The sequence below is a fragment of the Streptomyces sp. NPDC054872 genome (assembly GCF_053610705.1).
On sequence record NZ_JBSGYY010000012.1, the window covers coordinates 65,023 to 78,162 of the forward strand.

Below are 13,140 nucleotides of genomic sequence, written 5' to 3' on the forward strand. Positions count from 1 at the left end.
TCATGGGGACAGGGGCCTGGCTGCCGGGCGCGAGCGCGGGTTCGGGTACGAGTACGGGTACCCGTACGAGTACGGGAGCGGGCGCGGGATCGAGTGCCGGGCGTCCGACGTCCGAGCCCTCGTCCGAGTCTTCGTCCGAGCCCTCGCCCAACCTCTCCCGCTTCTACACGCAGAAGATCAAATGGGGCGCCTGCGAGGACGGCGGGGCGGGCCTCATGGCCGACCCCGACGCCACCCCTGTGGCCAACGACAAGAACGTCCAGTGCGGCAAGATCACCGTCCCCCTCGACTACGCGAAGCCGGGGCGCGGCACGGTCAAGATCGCCATGGTCCGCGTCAAGTCCAGCGGCGAGCCCCGCGGCTCGCTCCTCCTGAACTTCGGGGGCCCCGGTGGCGCCGGGGTCTCCGGGCTCCTCAACTCGCAGAAGGAGTTCGAGTATCTCGGCAAGGGATACGACGTGGTCTCCTTCGATCCCCGCGGTGTGGGCGAGAGCTCGCCCGTCAGCTGCGGGGACGCCGAGGCGCGGGAGCCGGAGATGCAGCAGGACTCCGACGACCCCGGCGCCGTACTCGACGAGATGCGCAAGATGGCCGAGGAGTGCAAGAAGAACTCCGGTCCCGTCCTTCCGTACGTCGGGACCGTCAACGTCTCGCGTGACATGGACGTCATGCGGCAGGTGCTCGGCGACAAGAAGCTCAACTACCTGGGCTTCTCGTACGGGACGCGGCTCGGTGCCGTATACACCGCCCAGTTCCCGAAGAACGTCGGGCGGATGGTCCTCGACGGCGTGGACACGCTGACCGAGGACGTCGCCGAGCAGGCCCTGGCGAGTGCGGAAGGACGCCAGACGGCCCTCGACAACTTCGTCAAGTGGTGCACGGGCAACCCGGGTTGTGTCCTCGGGACCGACTCGCGTGCGGCACGCGGCAACATGGTCGAGCTGATCAAGGGGCTCGACACGTATCCGCTCCAGTCGCAGGACGGCGCGGAGTTCACCGGGCAGGACGTCGTGGACGTACTCGGACAGGCGCTCTACAGCAGGCAGTCGTGGCCCGCGCTCTCGCAGGCGCTCGGCGCGTTGCTGGCGGACGGTGACCCCAGGGCGCTGCTGCGGATGAGCGGTTCCCTGGAGCAGCAGGTCAAGGCGCCGCATGACATCCCCGCCGACAACATGGCCGCCGCGCTCATGGCCGTGAACTGCGCCGACGACCCGGACCGCCCGGACGCGGACAGCCTCGAAAAGGAAGTGGGCAAGCTCCAGAAGGAGTTCGAGTCGACCTCCGCGATCTTCGGTCAGTCGATGCTGATGCCGGTGCTGTTCTGCTACGGCCGCCCCGCGGGGACGGACTACATCCGTGACGACGTACGCGACGTCAAGAGCCCCGACTTCCTCCTCGTCGGCACCCGGGGCGACCCGGCCACGCCGTACCGCTGGACCGAGGAGACCGCCGAGCGGCTCGGCTCCGCCGCCGTCGTACTCGACAACAAGGGTGACGGACACACCGGTTACGCCGGTTCGAAGTGCGTGCGGGACAAGGTGGACGGGTTCCTGCTGTACGGGGAGATGCCGAGGACCGGGAGCTCGTGCGGGGTGGAAGAGGAGGAGTGACGGTGAGAGGAGTGAGGGGTGGGGGCGAGGGGTGAGGTGCGGAGTGCCGATTGAGGAGTGACGGCGGCTCGTGCGTAGCTCGTGGTCAGCGGGTGGTGCGGGCCGCCGGGTCGAGGCGCAGCATCGCTTCCTCGTCCGCGCTGCCCGGCTCGGCCTGGTAGACCACCAGGCGCTGGCCGTCCGTCCTCGCCAGCCTCATCACCTCGTACGTGAGCGTCATCGCGCCCACCTTCGGGTGGTCGAACGTCTTGGTGCCGCCGCCGCGCTCCTTGACTTCGTAGCGCTCCCAGATGCGGGCGAAGTCCGGTGACTTCAGGAGCAGTTCGCCGACCAGTGCGGCCAGCTGGGGCGAGTCCACGTCGACGCCGCCGACCGCGCGCAGGTGCGCGACGGACGTGGCGACGGTCTCCTCCCAGGGCTGGTAGAGCACGCGGCCCACGGGGTGGAGGAACAGATAGCGCGTGACGTTGCGCTTCTCCGCGGGCCAGTCCCACAGACCCGGCAGGAGGCGGCGTCCGGCCGGGTTCGCGGCCAGCATATAGCTGTGGCGGCTGACCACGTACGCGGGCGACGGGCTGAGGTTCTCCAGCATGCGCTGGATGCTCGGGCGGACCGTGTCCCCGGGGGTGGGGTGCGGCTCCGTGAGGCGGCCCGACGCCAGCTCGGCCAGTTCGTGCAGGCGCTCGTGGGCGTCGCCGCTGAGGCGCAGGGCGCGGGCCAGGGCGTCCACGACGGAGGGGGAGGGGTTCGTCTCGCGGCCCCGCTCCAGGCGGGTGTAGTAGTCGACGCTGACCCCGGCGAGGGTGGCGAGTTCCTCGCGGCGGAGGCCGGGGGTGCGGCGCAGGCCTGTCCCTTGCGGGAGGCCGGCTTCGGAGGGCGTCACCTGCGCGCGCCTCGCCCGCAGATACCTGCCCAGTTCCGTACCCGTGCCCTCTGCTTTCGCCATCCGTCCATTGTCCCCGGTGGGGGCGGGGTGTGGGGGGCCGTGTCAGGGCCAGGAACGCTGCGGTCTGCCTGGGCGGCGGGCCTGGGTGGAGGCTTGGGGTGCTGCCGGTTGCGCTGTGCTCCGTGGCTGTGGTTGCCCCAAGGACCTCTCCCGCCCACCCGCCCGGTCACCCTGCAGTGCCTGCTTGCCGAACAGGCCTTTCCCGCCCACCCGCCCGTTTGCCCTGCAGTGCCTGCTTGCCGAACAGGCCTTTCCCGCCCACCCGCCCGTTTGCCCCGCAGTGCCACCTTGCCGAACAGGCCTTTCCCGCCCACCCGGCCGATTGCCCCGGAGTCATCAGTCATGCCGTCCTCCCTCGTCGTCCCCGCCTCCACCCCCGCATCCCTCAGCACCAAGCCGCCCACCACCCCCCACCGCTCCCCGACCCTCGCCCCCCTCCTCGCCTCTCTCCTCGGTTTCACCGTCATCACCGTCGACGTGTCCGCCGTGAACATCGCCCTGCCCGCCATCCGCGCCTCCCTCCACGGCGGCATGGCTGGGCTCCAGTGGGTCGTGGACGCGTACACGCTGATGTTCGCCGCCCTCATGCTCTCCGCGGGGGCCCTCGCCGACCGGGCGGGGGCTCGGCGTGCGTACGCCTGGGGCGTCGGCCTCTTCACCCTCGCCTCGCTCGCCTGCGCCCTTGCCCCCGGCATCGGTGCCCTCATCGCCGCCCGCGTGGCGCAGGGCGGGGCCGCGGCGATCGTCATGCCCGCATCGCTCGCGCTGATCCGGCAGGCGTACGACGACCCGCGCCGCCGTGCCCGCGCCATCGCGCTGTGGACGGTGGGCGGCTCCGTGGCCATGGCCGCCGGGCCGGTACTCGGCGGCGTACTCACCGAGGCGGCCGGCTGGCGTGCCGTCTTCCTCCTCAACTTGCCGATAGGGGCCGTGATCCTGGCCCTCCTCGCCCGCACCGCTCCCTCCGCGCGGCGCCCCGCGCCCATCGACGTCGCCGGTCAGGCCACCGCCGTACTCGCCCTCGCGGGGCTCGCGTTCGCGGTCATCGAGGGCGGTCACCTGGGGTGGACGAGTGCGCCGGTGCTCGGCGCCGCCGCCCTCGCCGTCGCGGCGGGCCTCGGCTTCTACGCCGCCGAGAAGCGGCACCGCGCGCCCATGGTCCCGCTCGGGCTGCTGCGGGAGCGGAGGGTCGGCGTCTCGCTGGCCATCGGCTTCGCCGTCAACGCGGGCTTCTACGGGATCGTGTTCCTGCTCGGCCTCTACTTCCAGCAACTGCGCGGGATGTCGGCGATCGCGGCAGGCCTGATGTTCGTGCCTCTCGCGGTCATCATCACGTCGACGAACCTCGTCTCGCCGCGCATGGCCGAGCGCGTCGGCCGCCGCAGGGTCATCGTGGCGGGCCAGGCGGTGCTCGCGCTCGCGATGTTCGTGCTCCTGCCGCTGGCCGCGGACACCCCGCTCTGGCTGGTGCTCGTCCTGCTCATCCCCACGGGCATGGGCGGCGCGTTCGCGGTGCCCGCGCTGACCGCCCTGCTGATGGACGCCGTACCCGCCCACCGCGCGGGCACGGCATCCGGCCTCCTCAACGCGCTTCGTCAGACGGGCGGCGCGATGGCGGTGGCGCTGTTCGGCGCGCTCCTGGCAGCGGACGGCGGGACGGGCTTCTCGGTCACGGGAATGCGGGAGGCGCTCCTCGCGGTGGGTCTGCTCCTGTGCGCCACGACGGCCCTCGCGGCATGGCTCCTGCCGAGGGACGGCCGCCGCTGAGCGGGGGACAGTCCGTGGGAGGCCGGTCCGTGGGGGCCAGCTCGTGGGAGGCCGGTCCGTGGGAGGCCCGTCCGTGTGTGTGGCCGGTCCGCGCCCCCCCGATTGCAGAAAAATCCCGCCCAAGGCCCCGAAAAGCCCTCCCCAACCGGGATTTTCCTGCAACCCCCGCAGCGCCCCTGCCCAGCCCCTGCCCTGCCCCTCCGCTGCCCCTGCCCCCGACGCGCGGCTACCGTTCCCGCATGCGCCGACAAGCCGAACAAGAACCCGCAACGCCCGGCTCCGTAACCCCCGACGACCTCGACCGCGCGGTCCAGCTCGCCCTCGCCACGCTCCGAGAAGCGCCCCCGGCCGCCTGGGACGGCAAGGCGGGCACGCTGGAGTGGGACTGCTGGGAGACGGTCGAGCACCTCGCCGACGACCTCTTCGCGTACGCGGCTCAACTCGGCCCGCGACAGCCGCCGTTGACGGACGAGGTCCCCTTCATCTGGGAGCCGCGCAGGCCGGGCGGCCCGTCCAACGCCATCCACGCGAACCGTACGGCGGGCCCGGCAGGCCTCCTCCAGGTGCTGGAGTCGAGCGGCGCGCTGCTGATCGCGATGGTGCGCACGGCCCCGCCGACGACGCGGGCGTACCACGGCTTCGGGGTGTCCGACCCGGAGGGCTTCGCGGCGATGGGGGTCGTGGAAACCCTGGTCCACACGTACGACTTGGCCGCGGGCCTGGGGCTGAAGTGGAACCCGCCCGCCGATGTGTGCGCCCGTGTCCTCCACCGCCTGTTCCCGGACGCCCCCTCGGGCTCGGGCTCGGGCGCGGAACCGTGGCCGACTCTGCTGTGGGCCACCGGGCGCGGGGAGTTGGCGGGGCGGGACCGGCTCACGTCGTGGCGGTGGCACGGGGAGCCACGGCTCCCCGCCTGAAGCGCCGAAAGCACCTGAAGCGACGGAAGCGCCGATCGCGCTGATCGAGCCGAACGCCCCGGACGCCCCGGAAGCGCGAGCTCAGGCCTTCTCGAGGATCGTCTTCAGCTCCGACAGCATCATGGTCCAGCCTTCCCTGACGCCCTCGAGCATCTTGGAGTCGGCCGAGGTGAAGCCGTCGTGCGTGATGGTCAGTTTCACGCCCAGCTCCGGCTCCTCGGAGGGCTCGATGTCGAAGGTGACCTTCGAGCGCTCCTTGGCCGCCTCGGCGAACTCCTCGTCGCCCATGCCGAACATCTCCTGGTGCATCGGCTGCAGCGTGTGCCAGGTGTAGGCGAGCCGCTTGCCGGGCTCCGACTCGGTGACGACCTGGCCGAGGTCCTGCGGCTCGCCGCCGTCCTCGACCGGCCACAGCACCTTCGAGCCGACCTGCCAGTCGGAGGAGGGCGCCCAGCCGCCGTGGTACTGCTTCAGGAACTCCGGGCTGGTCAGACCCTCCCAGAGCTTCTCGGGCGTGGTGTGGATGTAGATCGTGTAGACGAACTCGGGCTTGCTCATCGCCGTTCCTTCCAGGGCGTGCTTCAGATCGCCGAGCGCGGCCATCCGGCCCCGCTCGTACTGGTCTATCCAGCGGTCGGCAATGTCGTGGATGGGTACGGGGTTGAGGTAGTGCAGCCTCTCCCGGCCGTGCCGGACCACCGTGACCAGGCCCGCGCCCTCCAGCACTGCCAGGTGCTTGGACACCGCCTGCCTGGACATCTCGAGCCCGGCGCACAGCTCGCGCAGACTCTGCCCGGCACGCTCGTTCAGCCGGTCGAGCAGCAGCCTTCGGCTCGTGTCCGCGAGTGCTTTGAACACCTCGTCCATGTCATCCAACCCCCTCCCTTCAAAATTGGCAACCATTTGGTTGCCTGTCAAGTCGGCCATGTCCGAGCTCCGAGCTCCGAGCTCCGAGCTCCGAGCGCCTCGCGCACGCGCACGCGCCACGCGCCCTGTGAGCCCGACCGGACCGGGCACAGGATGTCGGGTCCGGCAGGGTGGGACCTTCCTAACGTGAGTGACGCAAGGGAAGGAGAACCGGGTGCTGGAGCGGTTGAACCAGGCCATGGAGCACATCGAGGCCCGCCTCGACGGGCAGATCGACGTGGCCGACCTGGCGCGGACGGCGGTGACGTCGGAGTACCACTTCCGGCGGCTGTTCTCCGCGCTGGCGGGGATGCCGCTGTCGGAGTACATCCGGCGCAGGCGGCTGACGGTCGCGGGGGCCGAGGTGCTCGACGGGGAGCGGACGCTGCTCGAAGTGGCCGTGCGCTACGGCTACTCGTCGGGCGAGGCGTTCGCGCGGGCGTTCCGCGGCATGCACGGGGTCGGGCCCGGTGAGGCCAGGCGGGGCGGGGCGACGCTGCGGTCCCAGCCTCGGATGTCCTTCCGTCTCATCGTCGAAGGGAACAGCAGCATGCGGTACAAGGTCGTGGACAAGGACGAGTTCCGTGTCGTCGGACGGAAGGCGCGGGTGCCGCTCGTGCATGAAGGCGTGAACCCGGACATCGCCGCGTTCATCCGTGGGCTCGGGAGGGAGACGCTGCAGCGCATCGAGAGCCTGTCCGACCAGGAGCCGGAGGGGATCATCTCGGTGAGCGACAAGCTCGACGAGAGCCGCGCCGAGGGGACCGAACTCGACTACTGGCACGGTGTGGTGAGCAGTGCCGCGGTGCCGGAGGACATGGACGCGCTCGCCGTTCCCGCGGGGAGCTGGGCCGTGTTCGAGAGCTCGGGGCCGTTTCCGCAGACGCTTCAGTACATGTGGCGGGACGTGTTCACGCAGTGGTTCCCGTCGAATCCGTACCAGAGCAGGCCGGGGCCCGAGATCCTGCGGACCCGCCTGTCGGACGACGGGACGGACGCGGACGCGGAGCTGTGGATTCCGGTGGAGCGGACGGCCGGCTGAGCAGCAGTGACTCGCGGCGGCTTCCTTTCCGAAGCCGCCGCGAGCCCTCAGCCCACAGCCCTCGCCCTCCGCCCTCAGCCCTCCGCACCGTTCAGCAGTTCCCCCGCGCCGGCTTCCCCGCGAACCGGTCCGCCAGCCAGTTCGCCGCCAGGGGTGACTGCGTGATGACCCCCGAGACGTGCTCGCCCAGCAGGACCGTGTGCCACTCCACGTTCGCGCCCTTGGCGCACCAGTCCTTGCGGACCTGCTTGCCGACGCCGTACGGGATCAACTCGTCGGTGATCACGTGGTATTGGTACACCGGTGCGTCCGGAGCCCGCGTGCCGACCTGCGACTCGCGAAGGCGCTGCTGCCAGTCGGGCTGGTCGAGGGGGTTCTTCACCGTCATGTCGTCGATCTTCTTGAAGGCGCCGAGCACCGCGCCGTCGGCCACGCAGCTGTTGCGCAGGGCGCCGATCAGCTTCTTGCCCGCCGGGTTCAGGTACGACTCCAGGTTCAGCTCGGGGAAGGCCGCGTTCTGGCCGATCGCGGCCATGAAGATCAGGCCGGAGCCGTACGAACCGTCGTTGAAGTCCGCCACCCTCATCAGGTCGCCCGGGATGCCACCGGCCGCCGTGCCCTTGACCTTCAGGTCGGGGGCGTACGACCCGTGCAGCTCGGCCGCCCAGCTCGCCGCCTGCCCGCCCTGCGAGTAGCCCATGACGCCGACCGGGGTGTCCGCGCCGAGCCCCGCCTCCGGGAGGCGGATCGCGGCTCGGGCGGCGTCGAGCATGGCGTGCCCCTCGGCCCTGCCGACCGTGTAGGTGTGGTCGCCGGGGGTGCCGAGACCCTCGTAGTCCGTGACGGCGACCGCCCAGCCGCGCAGCGTGAGTTGCTGGATGAGGTTGGCTTCGAGGGTCGTGCCGCGAGGGAAGCCCGCGCTCGGGGCGCAGTGGTCGCCCATGCCGATCGTCCCGACGGCGTACGTGATGAGGGGGCGGGGGCCCTTCCTGCCGTCCTGCGGCACGATGACCGTGCCGGAGACGGTGTTCGGCTCGCCCCGCGCCGTCGTCGAGCGGTAGTTGATCTTCCACGCCTTGGTGTGGGTCGGCTGGCCCGGCAGCGGATGGAAGCTGCTCGGTGCGGAGCTGACGATGTCGCCGGGGGCGGCGGCCTCCGCCGCCGGGGCGGCCTGCGCCGTCACCGGGGTGACGACCGAAAGTCCGAGCGCGGCCACCACGGCCAGGGCTCTTGCGCTGGTACGAACGTGCATGCGGCTCTCCCAACAGTCCTCAATGGCTGGGGTGTTCCTTCTGTGTGCGCCGTGCAGGCGTTGACGGTAGTGACGCGGGAGCAGGTTTCGCGCTGACGGGACCGCTCAGCTTGGTTGACTCTGTGTCTCCGGCACCGTTCCGGCGCTACGTTCGAGGGGGGAGCCTTCGGGCGCACTTCGAGTGGGCGAGGAAGGGCGGGGGGATGCTCGACAGCACGATGACGGCATTGGCCGCGGCGGGCGGTCTGGCCGTGGCGCAGGCAGCGGGAACGGACGCGTGGGCCGGGATACGGCAGGCCGTGGCCCGGTGGTTCGGGCGCGGCGACGAGGAGCGGGAGCGGGCGGAGCTCGCGCGTCTCGACCGGACGGCGGTGGCGCTGACCGGGCCCGGCGGTGATGCCGCCCTGCGGGCCCGCAGCGACGAAGAGGTCTCGTGGCGTACGCGCTTCGAGATGCTCCTCGAGTCCCTGGACGAGGCGCGGCGCCGTGAGGCGGTGGCCCAGTTGCAGGCGCTCGTCGAGAGGCACGGCGCCGCGCCGGACATCGGCGGGATCTCGGTCGCGGGGCCCGGCGCGACCTCCGTGGTCGGGCCGTACGAGAGCCATGGCGCGACAATCAACATCAGCGAGGTGCACGGGGGGCTGTGGCAAGGAGCCCCCGCCCCCGCGGGCCCTACCCCGCCGGATCCGCCGCAGGGCTGAGCGGACCGGCTGCCGCGGGCCCGCCCGCACGGGAGTGGCCGCATCTGGTCGGCGTGCTGCCCCAGGAGGCGCACTGCTTCCAGGGGCGTGCGGTCGGTGGGCGCCTCGCCCGGGAGATGGCCGCCGGGGGAACGGCCGTGCTCGGCCAGGTGCTCGCCGGGACCGGCGGTGTGGGCAAGACCCAGCTGGCGGCGCGGTATGCGCGTGAACTGCGGGACAGCGGTGAGATCGACCTGCTCCTGTGGGTCACCGCGGTCAACCGCGAGGCTGTCGTCACCGCGTACGCCCAGGCTGCCGAGGAGTGGCTCGGCCTGGCCCGCGCGGACTCCGAACAAGCGGCGGCCCGCTTCCTGGCCTGGCTCGAACCACGCCCGGCGGGCGGCCCGCGCTGGCTGATCGTCCTTGACGACCTGGCCGACCCGGTCGACCTCCTGGCGGACCCGTCCCTGAACCGAGGCGGCCTGTGGCCCCCGGCAAGCCCACTGGGCCGGACGCTGATCACCACACGGCGAAGGGACGCGGTCCTGACGGGCCACGGACGCCGAAGCATCGAGGTGGGCCTCTTCGCGAGGGAGGAGTCGGTCAACTATCTGACCCGGGTGCTGGATGCGGGGTGCGGCAGCGCGGGACAGAGGGATGCCGGGGGTGACGGTGACGCATGTTCGGGTACGGGTTGTCCCGCTCGGCATGATCCGCCCGGCTGCGTGGCCCACCTTGCCGAGGATCTCGGGGATCTGCCGCTTGCCCTCTCCCAGGCCGCCGCCTATCTGCTGGAGGCCAGGGATGTGACCTGTGCCGAGTACCGGCGTCAACTGCGCATGCGCAGCCGGGAGTTGGAACGCCTCTTTCCCGAGCGTGGCATGCTGCCCGATACCCAGACCGTCACCGTGACCGCCACCTGGTCCCTCTCCGCCGAGCGCGCCGACGCCATGCGGCCCCGAGGTCTCGCCCGGCCCATGCTCGCCCTCATCGCGCTGCTCGACCCGAACGGCATACCGGCGGCCGTCCTCACCAGCCCACCCGCCCTCGCCCACCTCGCCGCCCACCGCACCCCGCACACGCCGCACCCGGTGACCGCGGAGGACGCCGTCGGAGCGCTGCGCGCCCTGCACCGCATGAGCCTGGTCGACCACACGCCCGGCGTCCCGCACCAGGCCGTCCGCGTGCACCAGCTCATCCAGCGCACCTTCCGCGAATCCCTGCGGCCGGGCGCCCTGGCGGACACCGCCGTCGTGGCCGCCGACGCGCTCGTCGCCGCGTGGCCCGACGTCGAACGCGACACGGCGCTCTCCCAGGTCCTCCGGGCCAACGCCGATGCCGTACGACGGGTGGCCGAGCCCGCCCTGTGGCGGTGCGGCATCCACCCCGTGCTCCTCCTGGCCGGAGACAGCGTCCAGGAGAGCGGCCAGGTCACGGCCGCCCTCGTCTACTTCCGCACCCTGGGGCGGCTCGCCCACGACCGGCTCGGGCCCGACCATCGCCAGACCCTGCGCATCCGGCTCCAGCTGGCCGACCTGCGCGGCATGGCGGGCTACCCGGACGAGGCGCTCACCGGGTTGCGGGAGGCATTGGTCGACTGCGAGCGGGTCCTTGGCCCGCACGACCGCGACACGCTGCGCGCCCGGCACGAACTGGCCCACGCCCACGGCCTCGTGGTGAACGTCGCGGGCGCCCTGGCAAGGCTGGAGCAGATCCTCGTGGTGCGGCAGTGGGTCCTCGGCGACGACCACCCCGAAACTCTCGACACCCGGGGCTCACTCGCCCTGTGGTGGGGCGACGCGGGGGACACGGCGGGTGCCATCGCCGCCCTTGAACAGCTCATCGTCGACCGCGAGCGCGTGCTGGGCCGCGACCACCCCGACCTCTTCCGGGCCCGCCACAACCTCGCCCTCTACCGGGGCGAGGAAGGGGACAAGAAGGGAGCCGTGGCCGCGTACCGGCAGCTGCTCGCCGACCGGGTCCGCGTCCTTGGCCCAGACCACGCGGAGACCCTCGGCACCCGCCGCGAACTCGCCTACTGGCAAAGGGACTCCGGTGACGTGACCACTGCCCTGGTCACCTTCGAGCTGCTCGTGTCCGACATGGACCGCGTCCTGGGCGCCGATCACCTCGACACCCTCACCACCCGCCGCAGCCTCGGCTACACCTGGGGCGTCGCGGGGGACACGGCGGGCTCCGTCATCGCCTACCGGCAGGTCCTCGCCGACCTGCGGCGCGTCCTCGGCCCCGATCACGCGGAGACCCTGGCGACGGCGGCCGTGCTCGTCGGCGGCCTCGTCGACCGGGGACGCCAGCACCTCAGCGGCGGAAGCCCGCAGTTCCGGTACGCGAACCGGAACCTCGCCGGGCCCTCCGTCTGGCACGCGCAGGCCCTCGCCTGCTTCGAGGAGGCCCGCGCGCTGACCGACCCCGAGGAGTCCCCGGGCGTCCATGGCGGCACCTTGCACGACATCGCGGACACGTATCGCGGCGCCGGGCGCCTGGCGGAGGCGGTCGAGTACTACCAGCAGGCCATCTCGTACCGCCGCCGCGCCGACCAGCCGGCCGAGCTCGTCGTCACCATGAACGCGCTCGCCAACTGTCTGGTCGTCATGGGGGAACTGGCCGAGGCGGCAGCCGTGCTGCGGCAGATCACCGGGGAGCTGCTGAGCTTCCCCGAAACCGCCGGGCGAGCCTCATACCTCCACAACGTGGGCCTCACCTATGAGCAGTTGGGGGACAAGGGTGTCGACGGCGCCTACGCGGAGGCGGTGACCGTGTACCAGGCCGTGCTCGCCCTGGTGGACCCGGAGACCGACCCCGGTTCGTACGCCGCGGCCCTGAAGGACATGGGCGACGCCCTCGCGGCCCAGGGGCAGCTGGAGCAGTCGCACGTCGCGTACTCCCACCGGTGGGGGACATCGGCGGATGATCACCCCCAGCTTGACGCCGATCCCGGACCCGAGCCCGAACCTGGCTCCGTCCCGGGCCCCGGCGCCCACGAGTCGTCGTAGGGATGCGCCACCCGGTAGGCCCCCGGCGTCGTCCCTGTCCACCGCCGGAACGCACGGTGGAAGGCCGTGTCCTCGGAGAAGCCGAGCCGTGCGGCAAGGTCGGCAATGGGTTCCGTGCCCTCGGCCAGGCCCGCGATCGCGGCGTCACGCCGAACGGCGTCCTTCAACTGCTGGTACGACGTGGACTCCTGGGCCAGGCGGCGGCGCAGCGTCGCGGGGCTCACCGCGAGGCGGGCGGCGATCTCGCCCAGGGAGGGCAGGCGGGGCGAGGTCCGCAGCGCGCGGGCCAGGGCGCGCCGCACCTGTTCGGCGACCGTCGTCCCGTACTCGCGCCGCGACAGGAGGTCGAACGGCGCCCGCTCCAGCATTCCCTCCAGCGCCGCCTCGTCCCGGATCAGCGGCGCGGCCAGCCAGCGCTCGTCGAACGCGGCACCCGTGCGCGCCGCGCCGAAGCGGACCGGACAGCCGAAGAGGAGCTCGTACTCGTCCTTGTGCGGGGGCGGTGGGTGCCCGAACTCGGCCCAGTGGAGCGGGATGCGGCGGCCGATCAGCCAGCTGCACAGGCGGTGCCAGATGATCACGAGGCACTCGGCGAGGAAGTAGTCCCGTTCGAGATCGTTGCGTACGGCGAAGACGGCGCCGCCCGTCTCGCGGTGCTCCAGCGTGAGGTCGGGGCCGCCGGGGAACAGCCCGTAGAAGGTGACGCCCCGCTTCATCGCGGCGCCCAGGTCACGGCAGCCGAGGGACGCCTGGCACATCATCGCGAAGGTGCCGGGCCTGCTGACCGCCGGGCCGAGGCCGAGGAACTCGTCGCCGGTGGCGCGGTACAGCTCCCGGAAGAGGCGGGCGAACTGGACCTCGGTGATGCGGGCCCGGTCGTCGCCGAGCAGGAGCGGGGGGATCTGGGCGGTGCGGAGCAGCGGGACGGTGTCGATGCTGTGGCGCTCGGCGCCGTGCAGCATGGCACGGACGTGGTGGACGGTGATGGTCCGGCTGGGCATGGGGG

General features: G+C 72.0%; 10 protein-coding genes. 6 read left to right on the forward strand and 4 right to left on the reverse strand.

Features of this window, described 5'->3' with window-relative positions:
* The first annotated feature begins 2 nt into the window (after window positions 1-2).
* The gene (locus ACWGIH_RS16710; protein ID WP_453445932.1) at window positions 3-1,610 is read left to right on the forward strand and encodes an alpha/beta hydrolase; all 1,608 of its coding nucleotides are present in this window, start codon (window positions 3-5) and stop codon (window positions 1,608-1,610) included.
* 85 nt (window positions 1,611-1,695) lie between these two features.
* On the opposite strand, the gene ACWGIH_RS16715 is transcribed toward ACWGIH_RS16710, so the two are convergent.
* On the reverse strand, window positions 1,696-2,556 hold the full coding sequence (locus ACWGIH_RS16715) for a helix-turn-helix transcriptional regulator (protein WP_453445829.1): 861 nt from the start codon (window positions 2,554-2,556) through the stop codon (window positions 1,696-1,698).
* 342 nt (window positions 2,557-2,898) lie between these two features.
* On the opposite strand from ACWGIH_RS16715, the gene ACWGIH_RS16720 reads away from it, so the two are divergent.
* Both ACWGIH_RS16720 and ACWGIH_RS16725 read left to right on the forward strand, forming a co-directional pair.
* Window positions 2,899-4,323, forward strand: a complete 1,425-nt coding sequence (locus ACWGIH_RS16720; RefSeq protein ID WP_453445827.1) for an MFS transporter — start codon at window positions 2,899-2,901, stop codon at window positions 4,321-4,323.
* 239 nt (window positions 4,324-4,562) lie between these two features.
* On the forward strand, window positions 4,563-5,240 hold the full coding sequence (locus ACWGIH_RS16725; RefSeq protein ID WP_453445825.1) for a maleylpyruvate isomerase N-terminal domain-containing protein: 678 nt from the start codon (window positions 4,563-4,565) through the stop codon (window positions 5,238-5,240).
* An 81-nt stretch (window positions 5,241-5,321) separates the two neighbouring features.
* Here ACWGIH_RS16725 and ACWGIH_RS16730 read toward each other — a convergent pair whose 3' ends face one another.
* Window positions 5,322-6,107 (reverse strand): ArsR/SmtB family transcription factor, encoded by a 786-nt coding sequence (locus tag ACWGIH_RS16730; protein WP_453445823.1) that lies wholly within the window; start codon window positions 6,105-6,107, stop codon window positions 5,322-5,324.
* Window positions 6,108-6,321: 214 nt separating this feature from the next.
* On the opposite strand from ACWGIH_RS16730, the gene ACWGIH_RS16735 reads away from it, so the two are divergent.
* Window positions 6,322-7,188 (forward strand): AraC family transcriptional regulator, encoded by an 867-nt coding sequence (locus ACWGIH_RS16735; RefSeq protein ID WP_453445821.1) that lies wholly within the window; start codon window positions 6,322-6,324, stop codon window positions 7,186-7,188.
* Window positions 7,189-7,279: 91 nt separating this feature from the next.
* Here the strand turns inward: ACWGIH_RS16735 and ACWGIH_RS16740 are convergent, their stop codons facing one another.
* A complete protein-coding gene (locus ACWGIH_RS16740; protein WP_453445819.1) occupies window positions 7,280-8,440 on the reverse strand; it encodes a lipase family protein in 1,161 nt (386 codons plus the stop codon).
* Between the two features lie 203 nt (window positions 8,441-8,643).
* On the opposite strand from ACWGIH_RS16740, the gene ACWGIH_RS16745 reads away from it, so the two are divergent.
* Window positions 8,644-9,141: a hypothetical protein gene (locus tag ACWGIH_RS16745; protein ID WP_453445817.1), complete on the forward strand. Its 498-nt coding sequence runs from the start codon at window positions 8,644-8,646 to the stop codon at window positions 9,139-9,141.
* Window positions 9,084-12,134, forward strand: a complete 3,051-nt coding sequence (locus ACWGIH_RS16750) for a tetratricopeptide repeat protein (protein WP_453445815.1) — start codon at window positions 9,084-9,086, stop codon at window positions 12,132-12,134. The genes ACWGIH_RS16745 and ACWGIH_RS16750 overlap by 58 nt, the downstream gene beginning before the upstream one ends.
* On the opposite strand, the gene ACWGIH_RS16755 is transcribed toward ACWGIH_RS16750, so the two are convergent.
* Window positions 12,053-13,135 (reverse strand): AraC family transcriptional regulator, encoded by a 1,083-nt coding sequence (locus ACWGIH_RS16755; protein WP_453445813.1) that lies wholly within the window; start codon window positions 13,133-13,135, stop codon window positions 12,053-12,055. The genes ACWGIH_RS16750 and ACWGIH_RS16755 overlap by 82 nt on opposite strands.
* Between the last annotated feature and the right edge of the window lie 5 nt (window positions 13,136-13,140).

Coding starts and splice junctions, on each gene's coding strand:
- ACWGIH_RS16730 (WP_453445823.1), bottom strand. CDS start 6,107: ATGGACGAGGTGTTCAAAGCACTCGCGGACACGAGCCGAAGGCTGCTG.
- ACWGIH_RS16740 (WP_453445819.1), bottom strand. CDS start 8,440: ATGCACGTTCGTACCAGCGCAAGAGCCCTGGCCGTGGTGGCCGCGCTC.
- ACWGIH_RS16720 (WP_453445827.1), top strand. CDS start 2,899: ATGCCGTCCTCCCTCGTCGTCCCCGCCTCCACCCCCGCATCCCTCAGC.
- ACWGIH_RS16725 (WP_453445825.1), top strand. CDS start 4,563: ATGCGCCGACAAGCCGAACAAGAACCCGCAACGCCCGGCTCCGTAACC.
- ACWGIH_RS16715 (WP_453445829.1), bottom strand. CDS start 2,556: ATGGCGAAAGCAGAGGGCACGGGTACGGAACTGGGCAGGTATCTGCGG.
- ACWGIH_RS16710 (WP_453445932.1), top strand. CDS start 3: ATGGGGACAGGGGCCTGGCTGCCGGGCGCGAGCGCGGGTTCGGGTACG.
- ACWGIH_RS16745 (WP_453445817.1), top strand. CDS start 8,644: ATGCTCGACAGCACGATGACGGCATTGGCCGCGGCGGGCGGTCTGGCC.
- ACWGIH_RS16755 (WP_453445813.1), bottom strand. CDS start 13,135: ATGCCCAGCCGGACCATCACCGTCCACCACGTCCGTGCCATGCTGCAC.